The sequence below is a fragment of the Sphingobium sp. SG1 genome, assembly GCF_057063145.1.
In genome coordinates this window covers 1-12,906 of sequence record NZ_JBVVOJ010000037.1, presented here as the reverse complement: position 1 = coordinate 12,906, position 12,906 = coordinate 1, and the positions used below count along the sequence as shown (strand labels likewise).

The 12,906-nt window shown below is 64.0% G+C and carries 16 protein-coding genes; 9 read left to right on the top strand and 7 right to left on the bottom strand.

The window, feature by feature from the left end:
- Positions 1 to 47 precede the first annotated feature (47 nt).
- From AC0KVN_RS26785 to AC0KVN_RS26775, 3 genes are read left to right on the top strand one after another with little or no spacing between them, the layout of a single operon-like run.
- On the top strand, positions 48 to 362 hold the full coding sequence (locus AC0KVN_RS26785) for an ATP-binding protein (protein WP_483656690.1): 315 nt from the start codon (positions 48 to 50) through the stop codon (positions 360 to 362).
- A 50-nt stretch (positions 363 to 412) separates the two neighbouring features.
- Positions 413 to 994 (top strand): hypothetical protein, encoded by a 582-nt coding sequence (locus AC0KVN_RS26780; RefSeq protein ID WP_483656689.1) that lies wholly within the window; start codon positions 413 to 415, stop codon positions 992 to 994.
- Between the two features lie 28 nt (positions 995 to 1,022).
- A complete protein-coding gene (locus tag AC0KVN_RS26775; protein WP_483656688.1) occupies positions 1,023 to 1,520 on the top strand; it encodes an NUDIX hydrolase in 498 nt (165 codons plus the stop codon).
- A 67-nt stretch (positions 1,521 to 1,587) separates the two neighbouring features.
- On the opposite strand, the gene AC0KVN_RS26770 is transcribed toward AC0KVN_RS26775, so the two are convergent.
- The gene (locus AC0KVN_RS26770; protein ID WP_483656687.1) at positions 1,588 to 2,811 is read right to left on the bottom strand and encodes a class I SAM-dependent methyltransferase; all 1,224 of its coding nucleotides are present in this window, start codon (positions 2,809 to 2,811) and stop codon (positions 1,588 to 1,590) included.
- A gap of 104 nt (positions 2,812 to 2,915) precedes the next feature.
- A complete protein-coding gene (locus AC0KVN_RS26765) occupies positions 2,916 to 3,698 on the bottom strand; it encodes an aspartyl/asparaginyl beta-hydroxylase domain-containing protein (protein WP_483656686.1) in 783 nt (260 codons plus the stop codon).
- A gap of 178 nt (positions 3,699 to 3,876) precedes the next feature.
- Between AC0KVN_RS26765 and AC0KVN_RS26760 the strand changes: the two genes are divergently transcribed.
- Genes AC0KVN_RS26760 through AC0KVN_RS26750 form a run of 3 tightly spaced genes read left to right on the top strand, consistent with a single transcriptional unit; the run spans position 3,877 to position 5,631 of the window.
- A complete protein-coding gene (locus AC0KVN_RS26760) occupies positions 3,877 to 4,266 on the top strand; it encodes a hypothetical protein (protein WP_030541194.1) in 390 nt (129 codons plus the stop codon).
- A 16-nt stretch (positions 4,267 to 4,282) separates the two neighbouring features.
- Positions 4,283 to 4,672, top strand: a complete 390-nt coding sequence (locus AC0KVN_RS26755) for a hypothetical protein (protein ID WP_030541195.1) — start codon at positions 4,283 to 4,285, stop codon at positions 4,670 to 4,672.
- The gene (locus AC0KVN_RS26750) at positions 4,669 to 5,631 is read left to right on the top strand and encodes a tyrosine-type recombinase/integrase (protein ID WP_030541196.1); all 963 of its coding nucleotides are present in this window, start codon (positions 4,669 to 4,671) and stop codon (positions 5,629 to 5,631) included. The genes AC0KVN_RS26755 and AC0KVN_RS26750 overlap by 4 nt, the downstream gene beginning before the upstream one ends.
- Positions 5,632 to 5,939: 308 nt before the next feature.
- Here AC0KVN_RS26750 and AC0KVN_RS26745 read toward each other — a convergent pair whose 3' ends face one another.
- The 4 genes from AC0KVN_RS26745 to AC0KVN_RS26730 form a co-directional block, all read right to left on the bottom strand.
- Positions 5,940 to 7,235, bottom strand: coding sequence for an NAD(P)/FAD-dependent oxidoreductase (locus AC0KVN_RS26745; RefSeq protein ID WP_306003060.1), 1,296 nt, complete (start codon positions 7,233 to 7,235; stop codon positions 5,940 to 5,942).
- A 125-nt stretch (positions 7,236 to 7,360) separates the two neighbouring features.
- Positions 7,361 to 7,996: a histidine phosphatase family protein gene (locus AC0KVN_RS26740; protein WP_037470206.1), complete on the bottom strand. Its 636-nt coding sequence runs from the start codon at positions 7,994 to 7,996 to the stop codon at positions 7,361 to 7,363.
- A gap of 5 nt (positions 7,997 to 8,001) precedes the next feature.
- Entirely contained in the window at positions 8,002 to 8,454 is a 453-nt protein-coding gene (locus AC0KVN_RS26735) for a DUF2442 domain-containing protein (protein WP_030538625.1), read from the bottom strand.
- The gene (locus AC0KVN_RS26730) at positions 8,451 to 8,678 is read right to left on the bottom strand and encodes a DUF4160 domain-containing protein (protein ID WP_030538624.1); all 228 of its coding nucleotides are present in this window, start codon (positions 8,676 to 8,678) and stop codon (positions 8,451 to 8,453) included. The genes AC0KVN_RS26735 and AC0KVN_RS26730 overlap by 4 nt, the downstream gene beginning before the upstream one ends.
- Positions 8,679 to 9,151: 473 nt before the next feature.
- On the opposite strand from AC0KVN_RS26730, the gene AC0KVN_RS26725 reads away from it, so the two are divergent.
- From AC0KVN_RS26725 to AC0KVN_RS26715, 3 genes are all read left to right on the top strand, one after another.
- Entirely contained in the window at positions 9,152 to 9,784 is a 633-nt protein-coding gene (locus tag AC0KVN_RS26725; protein ID WP_030538623.1) for a transcription elongation protein SprT, read from the top strand.
- Between the two features lie 74 nt (positions 9,785 to 9,858).
- The gene (locus AC0KVN_RS26720; RefSeq protein WP_030538622.1) at positions 9,859 to 10,500 is read left to right on the top strand and encodes an AAA family ATPase; all 642 of its coding nucleotides are present in this window, start codon (positions 9,859 to 9,861) and stop codon (positions 10,498 to 10,500) included.
- A gap of 17 nt (positions 10,501 to 10,517) precedes the next feature.
- On the top strand, positions 10,518 to 10,796 hold the full coding sequence (locus tag AC0KVN_RS26715) for a hypothetical protein (RefSeq protein ID WP_030538621.1): 279 nt from the start codon (positions 10,518 to 10,520) through the stop codon (positions 10,794 to 10,796).
- A 68-nt stretch (positions 10,797 to 10,864) separates the two neighbouring features.
- Here the strand turns inward: AC0KVN_RS26715 and AC0KVN_RS26710 are convergent, their stop codons facing one another.
- Positions 10,865 to 11,740, bottom strand: coding sequence for a replication initiation protein (locus tag AC0KVN_RS26710; RefSeq protein ID WP_030538620.1), 876 nt, complete (start codon positions 11,738 to 11,740; stop codon positions 10,865 to 10,867).
- Positions 11,741 to 12,906: the final 1,166 nt, after the last annotated feature.

Below are 12,906 nucleotides of genomic sequence, written 5' to 3'. Positions count from 1 at the left end.
ACCATTTCGCAGCAGCCGCCTGATCGGCGCAGAGCGACAGCCTACCTCTGACTGCCGCCAATCTTTGCAACAGAGCCCTGGGGCTCATTCTCAATGAGTTCGCGACCAACAGCCTCAAATATGCCTTCGAGGATAGCGAGGAGCAGGCGCTGATCCGCGTCGAAGTGCAGCAGCAGGACAAGCAACTGCGGGTGCATATCTGCGATAATGGCAAAGGCTTGCCGGCGGAGAGGCGATCGTGCGGTCCCGGGTTCGGGACCGGCATGGCCTTGATCGAAGGCCTATGTCGCCAGATCGGCGCGAAGCCGCAGTGGACGATCGAAGGCGGGACCAGGCTTGGCCTTGAACTGGAGCGTTGGTGAGCCGACGACAGGCGGCGCGGGGTTAAAAGCACATAAGCGCGGGAGCACGGATGCGGAACACGTCAGAATCGGTCGTCCATGGACGCTGTTCCATCAAAGCGGTGAAGGCAGGCGAGACCTGGCAAGCGCGCGCGTTCAGAGGGATGCACATTGCGAGCGAGATCGAAACGGCCGACACGCGCGAGGAGGCGATCGACGCGGTGAAGAAGGCGCTGGATGTCGCCGGCGCCGACGAGCAAAGGGTGCGCGCGGAGACCGGTTTTCCGAGCGTTTCCGCCGTCGTCGCCTCACTCAAGGATATTCGCATCACAGATGGGCAACGAGCGATGCTCGCGGCGCATTTGCGTGCGCCCGATCATATCCTGACGATGGCCCAGCTTGCCGAGGAGGCCGGCTTTGATGATTATCAGGGGACGGACATGCAATATGCCATGTTGGGCCGCAAGCTGGCCGAGGCGCTCGAATGGGAGCCGCCAGAGCACGAAGCCGTGGGCCCAATCTGGACTTTTGCGCTCGCCTCACGCGCGGGAGATGGCGGGCATGGATCGTTCAAGGAGGACGACATGATCGAGCAATGGCAATGGCAGCTCAGGCCTCAGCTTATAGAAGCGCTTCGAATCTCCTCCTGGTGATCGACAGAGGCCCGCTTCTCCATAGATCATGCCTCGCGCTTCGCGTTCTGATAGGCAGCCTCCCCATCGCCGCGATCGTGGCCCGCTTCCTGCGCGCCATTCCAACGGCGCTGTCACCCAATCGGCCGCGATTCCGTATCGCATCGATGCCGAGGACAGGCTTCAGATTCTGCTCGTCACCTCCCGGCGCCGACGCCGCTGGATCATTCCGAAAGGCAAGGTGAAGCGGGGCACGCTGCCGAGCCGTTCGGCGGAACGCGAGGCGTTCGAGGAAGCGGGCGTGCTGGGCAAGGTGGATAAGCAGCCGATCGGGACATATCGCCGGGAGGAAAAGCCGCCAGATGGTTCCAGCGGACCCAATTTCGTGCAGGCGTTCGGCCTACTGGTGATCGATGAGCTTTCCGTTTGGCAGGAGATGCACCTGCGCGAGCGCCGCTGGTTCTCGATCGAGGAGGCGATAGGCGCTGTAGCGGACCCGCAGCTTCGCAGCTTATTGGCGGGTTTTCGGCGCCTGCGCCAAAGCTGAGTGCTCCGGCGCCCCTTCCGCCAGGCCGCGCAGAGATCCACGCGAACCGAACGGCAAAGAAGCCCGATCAGCCCTTGGCGATCAGGGCCTTCTCGGTTCGGGCGATGTAATCCCGCGTGATCGGCAGCGCGTGACGATCGCGGATATATTGCAGTTGGAAATTGACCATATCCGATTGCGTGAAGGCGGTCAGCGCGCCGGCGAGATAGAAGCGCCACATGCGATAGAAGCGCTCATCGTAGAGGGCGACGATCTGATCCTTTGCAGCACCGGTGCGATCATACCAATGCTGGAGCGTGTAGCCATAATGGAGGCGCAGCACCTCCACGTCGGAGAGCATCAGATGCTCCTTCTCGCTCGCTGCCATCGCTTCGGACAGTGAGGGGATATAGCCACCTGGAAAGATATATTTCGCGGTGAAGCTGTCGGTATAGCTCGGCGGGCCGATGCGGCCGATGGTGTGGATGAGGGCCACGCCGTCGTCCGCCAGCAGATCGCGCACCTTGCCGAAAAAGGTGCGGTAGGACGGCACGCCGACATGCTCGAACATGCCAACCGAGACGATCCGGTCGAATGTGCCGCTAAGCGCGCGATAATCGATCAGCTCGAATCTCACGCGATCGGCGACACCGGCCTCCTCGGCGCGGCGGCGCGCCACCTTGAGCTGCTCCTCGGAAAGTGTGATGCCGAGCACGTCAACGTCGGCCACGCGGTTCAGATAGAGCGCCATGCCGCCCCAACCGCAGCCGATGTCGAGAACCCTGAGGCCGGACTTGAGGTTCAGCTTGGCGGCGATATGCGCCTTCTTTTCGAGCTGCGCACGGTCGAGATCGCGATCCTCGTTCTCGGGCGTGAAATAGGCGCAGCTATACTGCTTGTCGCGATCGAGGAAGAGATCGTAGAGCCGATCCGACAGGTCGTAATGATGCGCCACATTGCGCTTCGAGCGGACCATCGAGTTGAAGCGGCCAAGTCTGGTCAGCCAGGGATGCTCGCCGATGCCGAGACCGCCATCCACCGCGCTTTCCCACCGGCTATTGAAGCGGAACAGATCGAGCAGCGCGAGAATATCGTCGCCGCCCACGTCCGCCCGCTTGTCCATATAGGCTTCCGGCATGCCCAGCACCGGATGGCGCATGATGTCGAGCGCCACGCGGTTGTCGTGTAAGATGAGGTGGACGGGCTCGCGCGCCGGATCGGGTGCGCCGTAGCGATACACCTTGCTATCGGCGTTCGTGATGATGAGTTCACCCTGGCGGATGATGCGACGCAGGAACCGATCAAGCAGCATTCCGGATTGTTAAGAGGTGGGTAAACCTGTTTACAAGCCTATGTAAGCACAGAGGCAATTTCCCTGAGCGTCATTGAATCTAGGCGAACACCGGCTCTCTCCACTCAGCCTTGCGCTTCCGCGTTCCGGTAGGCGGTTTCCCAATCGCCCAGATTACGGCGCGCCTCCTGTACGAAAGCGGTGCGGCGAACACCTTCCAGAAAGAGGCGGGCGATGGCGTTGCCGGGAAAGCGCAGCGGTCGTGCGAACTGGAGAAGGAGCACCACGCGCGTCTCATCGGTGTCGTTCCAGACCTCATGCTCCTGGCTATCGTCGAACACCAGGCACTCGCCTTCGCGCCAATGCACGACCCGATCCTCGACCCGCATCCGGCATCGTTCTGCCCGCGCCGGCACGCGCAAGCCGAGATGGCAGGTCAGGATGCCCTTGGTCACGCCTTTGTGGCGCGGGATATGACATCCCGGCGCGAGGATCGAGAAGAAGGCCGAATTGAGACCGGGCACCTGTTCGATCAGCGCGGCCGTCGCCGGAGCGCGCGCGCAATTCTCATCGATGCGATAGCCATAGCCATAGAGGAAGAAGGACCGCCATTTGCCATCGGCGGCGATGCGAGCATGATCGGGCGAAATCTCGTTGAGCGGCGGAATGGCGCTTTGATGCCGGATAACCCGCTCGGCTTCGGCCCGGATCGCGTGCCACTCAGCGGAAAGCGTCCGTGTCCACCGGAACAGGTCCGCGTCGAGAACCGGGCTGTTCGGGACGCGTGATGAGTGGGTGATGGCGCGATTGATCCACGGCCTGAGCTTTCTTCCCACCCGGACCGAGAGCGGCCTTGATGGTGTTGCTGTCCTATCCGCCATGCGATGCTGTGCGAGTTGGTGGGTCATTGGCCGCCTATGGTTGGGGTTGGGCGCATGACCATCGTTGCGGGACGAGATCGATTCAGCGCGGCCAACCAGTCGGCCGGCAAACGCGTCCGAGCGGCGCTTGGTTGCGAGCCTTGGTCTAGCTGTCCCAATCTATATATGATAATGTCCTTTATCATATACTACGGCGGAGCGGGGCATGGCCGAGGAATTGGCATGGCGGAACGAGATCGTCGGCATCGCCGGCAGCGGCCTGGTGCTGCAGATCGATGAGACCGAGCGGGTAGCGCCCTGGTCCGCGATATCGAGCATCAGCGTGGTCATGGCGCTGGTGGATCGGACCAGCGAGCGGCGTATCCCGGTGTTCGTGTTCGGGATCATGGATGGGGCCGACGAACGACTCTTTGTCGTCGGAGAGACCGAGCCGATGTGGGAGAGGCTGACATCGATCCTGTCTGACTTCCTGCCGGGGATACCGCCCGTGGACATTTGGCGCGGCGAGCTGGCGGCTTCGGGGCAAGCCTCGCTTTACGACCGGGTTGTCGCCGAGCCTTGGCGGAGCCGTTTAAACGATCCCGAGATCCACTGACGAGAGGAAGGCCCCTATGGACGTTGACGAGCTGCCCGACGACAACTCCGCCGAGCGTGACCAGGCCAGGGCATTGCGCGAGCAGGCCCGCGCCGCCGGCCTTTTGTTCGAGGCCTATCTTACCAGCGACCTCGCTGACTGGCTATTGGCGCAGATCGAGCGTGGCAGGTTCGCCGATCCGTCCGAAGCGGTGTTCCTGATCGTCCAGAATTTCATCGAGATGGAGCCGCACCGCGATTTGCGCGACGAGCTGCTACGCCGGACATTGGATGCATCAATAGAGCGCGGCCTTGAAGACGTGCAGGCTGGCCGCGTCCACGATGCCGATGAGGTGTTTGACGAGCTGCTCCGCAAAATGGCCGAGCCGCGCCCCGAAGCGGCCCGCTGGGAGAAGATCACGCGATGAACCAGCTCGCCCCCCTGCCCTCGCCCGCGCTGGCGTTGCCGGCGCTGATCGCGTCGGCCGACGACGCCACGCGGCTGCGTTTCCTTGAGTTCTTCGCCGTCACCATCCGCAACCCGCACACGCGCCGCGCCTATATGCGCGCGGCGGGCGACTTCCTGGCTTGGGCAGCGGAGCGCGGCGTCGCCTCGCTCGCCCAGGTGCAGCCGCTCCACGTCGCGGCCTGGGTTGAGGCGTTGACGCGCGAGCTGGCCGCGCCCAGCGTCAAGCAGCAGCTCGCCGGCGTGCGCCACCTGTTCGACTGGCTGGTAACGGGCCATATCGTGCCGGTGAACCCCGCCGCATCGGTGCGCGGGCCGGCGCATAGCCAGCGGCGCGGCAAGACGCCGGTGCTGGCCGCGCAAGAGGCGCGCGCCTTGCTCGATCGGATCGACGTGACCACCCATGCCGGCCTGCGCGACCGTGCCCTGATCGGCCTCATGGTCTATAGTTTCGCGCGGATCGGCGCGGCGCTGGCGATGCGGGTCGAGGACGTTTTCGTGCAGAACCGCCGCCTATGGGTGCGGCTGCACGAAAAGGGCGGCAAGCGGCACGAAATGCCATGTCACCACAACCTTGAGCATTATCTGACCGATTATCTCGACGGCTGCGGCTTGCGCGATGATCGCAAGGGGCCGCTGTTCCGCACGATCGGGCGGCGGACCAAGCGCCTCAGCGATACCCCCCTGCCCCAGGCCAATGCCTTCGCGATGGTGCGCCGGCGCGCGGCGGCGGCCGGGATCGAGACGGCGATCGGCAACCACAGTTTCCGGGCAACCGGGATCACCACCTATTTGAAGAACGGCGGCACGCTGGAGACGGCTGCGACGATGGCGAACCACAGCTCGACCCGCACCACCCAGCTCTACGATCGCCGCCCCGATGACGTGACGCTGGACGAGGTGGAGCGGGTGTTGATCTAGGCGGCGGGCGCCGGCGCACAGGTCCAGCAATCGCCCTGCCACTGGAATCCTATGCGCTGCGCGTTGGCGACGACCGGGGGCGCACCGCCCTGCCAGAAGGGGTGACTACACGAAAGTGACGTATCTGCACGCTAAGGGTGAACGGAACGGCCATCGACAGGCTCACGCTTTCCTGCGTCGGGATGGTAGAACGGAAAGCCCGTGCGGTGTAGCAGCCAGCGAGAAGTGATGGATTACATGCAAGACCTATGTAACGATCGTCATCAAAGCTGCCGCTGTGCGTTGGTACCGTTCAAGACTACTACGATTCAGGTCAGCCTCGCGCCCGATCTTACCCGTCGTCCGATCGTGTCCAGGAGCCAGAGCAACGTACCGCGCCAGACGCCATGCAGACGCGCCTGATAGCGCCGGTAGAGCATCGCGTGGCCAAGCTGGGCAACGCGGCCCCGCAGAAAGCCACCATCGAAGAAACCGAAACGGCCGAGCGTACCATAAGCATCGAAGCCACCCAGCGACACCAGCCCTCCGAAATCGCGGTAGCTGGCCGGAGGTGCCTTCTTTCCGGCAATCAGCGCCGGCAGGTGCCGGGAGAGATAGCTGGCGTGCTGGCTCGCTGCCTGCGCCGTTGTCGGCACGGGGCCGTCGTGCGCTGGGAGACGCGGGGCTGCGCAGTCGCCAAGCGCGTAGATGTCCGGGTCGGCTGGCGTCGCGAGCGTAGGGCCGACAACGAGTTGGCCGCTGCGCGTTCGCTCCATGTCCGCGAACATGTCGAGCAGAGGCGGTGCCTTCACGCCTGCGGCCCACACTTTCAGTCCCGCCAGGACGACCTGGCCGTCCCCGAGCGTGAACCCGCCTCCGTCTACGGCCGTGACGCGCGTTCCCGTCCGGACCTCAATGCCGAGCTGCTCCAGCTTGCGCTGCGCCGCCGTCGCCACCCGCTCCGGAAACGGCCCGAGCAGCCGCGGCCCGGACTCGATCAGGACGACCCTGAGATAGTTTGGCGCACCCGCAATGCCGTAATGTTCAGCGACCCCGGCGACTTGGACCAGCTCCGCAGCAAGCTCGACGCCGGTAGCGCCGCCTCCGACGATGCCGACCGTCAGCGGCGATGCCGCCACCACGGCCTTCAGTAGCTCGACCCGCAGCCGGTCATTGAACGCGATGGCATCTGATCGGCTGTCGATGCTTTCGCAATGCTCGGCGACGCCGGGCGTGCCGAAGTCGTTGGCCCGGCTGCCAACCGCCAGCACGAGCGTATCGTAACTAACGGTGCGTTCAGGCACCACGTCTTCGCCGTCAAATGCGAGCGCGGCGAGGCGGACTTCCCGATGTTGGCGGTCGACCCCTACTGCCTCACCATACTCGTAGCGGAAGCCGTGGCTTAGCGCCTGCGCGGCATATACGGTCTGCTGCATGCCGGCGTCCGACGTGCCTGCCGCGATCGTGTGCAGCATCGGTTTCCATACATATGCCGTTTCGCGATCAATGAGCGTGACGCTCAATCGTCGATTGCCGGATCGCCGGCCAGCAAGGCGTGTTGCGATCTCCAGCCCCGCCACGCCGCCACCCACGACGACCAGTCTATGATCGTTCATCATCGTCATTCCTGTTTCCATATCAGACGAAGCGATGAGATGCCGATCAGTTCGCGATGACCATCCAGCATTCCCGCAAACGAACCTCCAACGGCGCGAGAAGGCACCGTCGTCTGAAAACCCGTCGCAAAATCCTATGTCGCAACAGCGGCGGGAGTGAAGCTGGACACGCAGGCCCAGCGGTCATCTTCCCAATGAAATCCTAACCGTTCCGCGTTGCCGATCACGGGCGGCTCGCCTTTGCGCCAGAATCCGAGCATTTTGCCCCGGTCATCCAGATGGGTGTCGGCGACGATCGCGCGCGCGGCCTGGATGAACTGCCCATGCCCGAATACATAGGCCAGCGAGTCCGCAGGCATGGCGGCTAGGCGCGTCAGCGCCGCCTCGCAGCGCCGGAGCAGGGTGGCGAAGCTCTCCGCCCCTTCCCCGTCGCAATAATCAGGATCGGCCTCGCGCCAATAGCGTTCAAGGTGCGGCATCCTCTCCGCGCTGCGCGTGCCGTTCCAGCGCGCCGGTTGCAGATAGGTGAACTCTTCGATCGGCCACACGTCCACCGGCACGCCGGGAAAGCGCGCGATCGTCGGCGCGGCCGTCTGCCGGGTGCGGGTATAGGGCGACGTGACGATGAGCGCGGGCGCTTGCGCCCAGCTCGCCGCGACTTGGCGCGCCTGTTCGTGGCCGCGCTCCGTCAGCTCGATCGCCGCGAGATCGTGACACGGCACGCCGGCGTTGCCGGTGGATTCGCCGTGCCGGATGAAAATCGCCCTCATGCTGGTCAGGCCGCCTGGTATAGCCCGTTGCTGGCTTCCCAGCCCCGGCACGCCAGCAAAATCGGTTTCGGCACCTTCTTCTCGCCGTTGGAGTAATAGGCGACCATTCGGCGCGAGACTCCCAGCGCGTCGGCCGCCTTCGATAGCGACAGGGCATGGCGCAGCCGCCATTCAAGGAACGCACGGACGTCGCCATGCCCGGTTGCCGACAGCGTTTCGAGCCACAGCGCATCCGCGCCCAGCTCGGCGCCCGAGGGCCAAGCCAGGCTATGCCCCCAATCGCCGACTTCGACCTTGGCGAACTCTTCCGGATCGCGCAGCGCGGCGAAGGCGCGGTCGGCAAGAACAGCGCCAAGATCGAGATTGGTCGCCGTCCCGTCCGACCAGGACAGATGCAGCGATCCTGGCCCGATCGCTCGCACGTCGGCGATGGTGCGGGTCTTGTCGGCGACGTTCATCCGTTCAACTCCTGCCAGGTCTGCATGAGCAGCGCCTGATTGGGGCGCGCCCATTCCAGCGCGTCATTCAACACCGCTGCCGGCACCGTTCCCACGATCACCTCGAATGCGGCGATCGACACCGAGCAGCGGAACTCCACGCCCTCGATATGAAAGTGCGGCACGCCATGATCGCGACCGTAGACCGCAATCTTCCAGCGAGGACCGCGATGCATCGTGACCATGCCTCTATGTAGTGCAAGGAATGCACTGGTGCAAGCGTTGCATAGACAAAGGCAGACGATGGGTAGCGATGTGATATCATGTATATATCATTACGATATTCAACAGCGATCCTTGGCATGGGCGCGGCCCTGACGGGCACGGCTCTATCTCCGCCTCACGGCTCCGACCGAGCCGCCGTGCCGGCGTCTCGGCGCATCCGCGTGACGATCCTCGCGTGAGGGCCGGGGCGAGCCCCCGCCCTGCTGCCGCCGGTGTTACCGGCGAGATCCATTGGCTTGGCGGTGGAAGGGGGACGCCGCCCCCTCCCCCCAGCAACGACAATCAGCCGGGCCGTGGCTCAGTCGCTCGCGCTCCTTGCGCCCGCACCACCCCGTCAGATTCTCGCTGCCCCCCTCTCCCCCGCTGCTCCGCGCGAACTCGGAGCGATGGCGAGGCCATCGCCCCTGCAGGGCGATTTGAAGGAGCAAATGCGATGACCGACGACAACCGCGAGAGCTGGCTCAACCGTGTGGCGCTGGGCATGGCTTCCTTGTTCGCGGCGCTGGACGCTCCCCTGCCCGCGCGCGTGCGCGTCGCGATCGGCTTCACCAGTCGGGGCGCGAAAGGCAAGGCGATCGGCGAGTGCTGGGATAACCGGCGGAGCGCGGACGGCCATTTTGAAATCTTCATCCGGCCGGACCTCGCGCACGCGCCCGACGCCATGCCGGCGCAGATCGCGGCGATCCTCGCGCACGAGCTGGTCCACACCGCTGTCGGCATCCCGGCGGGGCATGGAAAGGCGTTTAAACGGGTTGCTGTCGGTCTAGGGCTGGTCGGACCGATGCGCGCCACCACCCCCGGCGAGGCGTTCTTGATGGCCGTGACGCCGATCCTCGATGCGGCAGGCCCCCTCCCCCATGCCCGCCTCGACACCGCCGGCGAGACGACCGCGCCCAAGAAGCAGACGACCCGGCTGCTGAAATGCGAGTGCGCGACGTGCGGCTATACGGTCAGGACCACGCGCAAATGGCTGGAACAGGCCGGCGCGCCGCTCTGCCCGATCGAGGGGCATGGCCCGATGCAGCATGACCCGCTCGACGACGACGATCCCAAGCCGGAGGAGTGAGCATCGTCTGTATATCACAATGATGGACAGATCATGCCGGAGCGATTAACGATTGCACGCACAGCGAGGGCGCTATGATATTGGCAGTAGGGAACACCAAGGGCGGCGTCGGTAAGACCACGCTCGCCGTCAACCTCGCGGTCGCGCTGGCGCTCGCCGGTCGCGACCTATTGCTGGTCGATGGCGACGAGCAGGGCACCGCCCTCACCTTCACCCAGCTTCGCACCGAGCGATTGGGCGAGGCCGGCTATACTGCCGTCGCGCTCACCGGCGCGGCGCTGCGCAGCCAGGTCCGCCAGCTCGCCAGCAAATATGACGACATCATCATCGACGTGGGCGGGCGCGACACCGGCTCGCTGCGCGCCGCGCTCACCGTCGCCGACACGCTCCTGGTCCCGGTGCAGCCGCGCAGCTTTGACGTGTGGGCCTTGGATCAGGTCGCGGCGCTGGTCGCCGAGGCGCGCGAGATCAACGAGGGGCTGCGCGCCGTCGCCATCCTCAACGGGGCGGATGCGCAAGGGGCGGACAATGAGGCGGCCTTGGAGATGATCGGCGACATCGAGGGGATCGAGGTGCTGCCGACGTCGATCGTGCGGCGCAAGGCGTTCCCGAACGCGGCGGCCGAGGGCAGGGCGATCCTTGAGCAGAGCCCGCGCGACCCCAAGGCGATCGATGAGCTGACGGCGCTGATCGCTGCCGTCTGTATATCACGATAATATCGGAGTGCATGTCGATGGCTATCGCCCGTAAACCGAACAGCAAGCCGAAGTCTCCGGCCGATGACGCGGCGGCCGACGCCTTCATCGCCGGCGCGGCCAAGCCTGCGGCCGCACCGATCGCGGCGGCCGAGGAAGCGGGGGAGGGGAGCGAGCCGCGCAAGTCGCCGGTGATGCTGCGTTTCGACCGCGCGCTTCTCGCCAAGGTCGATGCGGCGGCCAAACGGCGCGGGATCAGCCGCAGCGCGTGGATTCAGTTCACCGTCAGCCGCGCGCTAGACGCCGGCGAGGGATAGGGCGCGAGGCAAGGTCCGGCGGCGCTGGGCGGCCGTAGCGCGCGAACGGTGAGTTTTGGGGTAGGGGCTCACCGTTCGGCGGCGTGCAGGGTGAAATCCACCAGCACCGGCATTTCGGGGATGCCGCCGCGCAGCTTGGCGCGGCGCACGATGCTGTGCTGATCGATCAGGTTTTGCGCGTCGCGCCGCCCGCTGGACGTTTTGGGCAGCCACATCATCGACACCCGCTCGACCTTGCGGCCCTTCTTGATCGGGGTGAACTCGACATAGAAGGGACAGAGCTTGTTGATTTCGTCGGCCGCTACCTTGAGGCAGTATTTGTTGAAGTCGGCGAAGCGTTCGAGCTTGCCTTCGGGGACGTTCAACAGGCCGCGCAGTTCGGCGACGGTGAACTCTTCGGATTGCTTATATTCGAGCCCGATGCGGCGCTCGATCATTTCATAGAGGCAGAGCGCGTACTTCGACTCGAAGCAATACATCACCTGCGTCTTGAGCCGCGCATAGACCTCGCTGTTGCGCAGTATCTCGATCAGCTCCTCGGGGATGCGGTAATGGAGGAAGCCGTCCTTTTCGAGGCTTTCGTCGCTCGGGCCGAGGAGCTGGACACGCCGCTTGAAGCTCTTACCGGCCTTGCGGATGGTGACGATCGCGATCGTGCCCATCAAGCGTAGCAGCGAGCTTTCGATGCGCTCGTTGCCTTGGTGCGTGCCCTTGAGCGCCGACTTGGCGATGCGATGAATGACCGGCTCGCCGATCCGATCCCAGGCATTGGCGATCAGCAGGTTGTAGATGCGCCGATCAACCAAGGTGAGCGGGGACAGCTCGACAATATCGACCAGCTCGCCGGGCTTGACGATTTCGCCGTAATTGGCGGGATCGAACGGGTTGCCGCGACCGCGCTGCGTCAATGTTCGAGCAGTATCGGCCAGGACAGCTTGCGTCATGCGATCACTTCCAACGGTGAGGAGACTCTTTGCATCGGCTCACCCTAATAACGAACGGTGAGTTATGCAAATCGTCCGGCTCGCCGTTCGCGCAGGGGAGGGGCTACCCCAAAACTCACCGTCGCGAGCGGGCATACCCCAAAGCTCACCCGACTCTGCCCCAACACTCACCTTAACCGACCCCAAAGCTCACTTTTGGCTACCCCAAAACTCACGCGACTCGACCCCAACACTCACTTTTCGAGGCCGTTTTCCTTGGTTTTCTACGGGTTTGCGCACCCCCGAATCTTGAATCTAAGAAGAATCTTTGAATCAGAAGGCAAACGGTGAGTTTTGGGGTAGCCCTGCCTGTGGATAACTCCCGCCCATCCGCACCGAGGACGAGAAGGAAGAAAAAAGCACCGCCTCTTGGGGGCTTCGCCCCCGCCGGCTCGCGGCCTCCGGCCGCCCCGGATCGCTAACGCGATCCTCCCACCCGGCATCCCCCGGATGCAAATGTGTCGGCTACGCCGACAAGTCTTTCTTAGACGCCCAGCTCGACCATCCCGCTTTCACTTCATGCCCAGCACTTAACCAAACCATCGAATTGGCTTTCCAGAAAGCCATGCGGAGAGCGCGGCACTCCACCGGAGAGGGCAGGGCACGCGGAAATGTCGGCACTGGGGTCGATTTCCGGGCCACTGAGCGCGATTCCGGGATGCTGACAGGGGAAGGGAGGGTTTTCGCCTCCGGGCCGCTGCTGCCCTTTCCAGGCGTCGATCGGCCGAAGCTAGATCCCCGCACCGATCGAGGCCGGCAGGCTTCCCGCCAACGGTGAGCCCATACCCCAAAACTCACCGTTCGCACACGGCAACGCGCCTGGCTCGCCATCGTGATGCTTCGCGGATGCACGCGGAGCGATATACAAACGATTGCGATTGAATATCAGTGCCGTTTAAACGGTCTTATGGGGCATGAAGATGGTGGGTTAAAACCCCGCACGGTGTCCAATACCCCGAAGGTTTGTTCCTAAATCCCCGAAGCCTATATGAATCAGGCCGGATCGAACCGGCCAGCGAACTCGCGATCGGCATAGTAGCGCAGCTTTTGGGCCCAGTCGGCCCGAAGCTGCGATTTTGGCCATGTTGAAGAACAAAGATTGAACATGGCGATCTACCAGGCTCGCT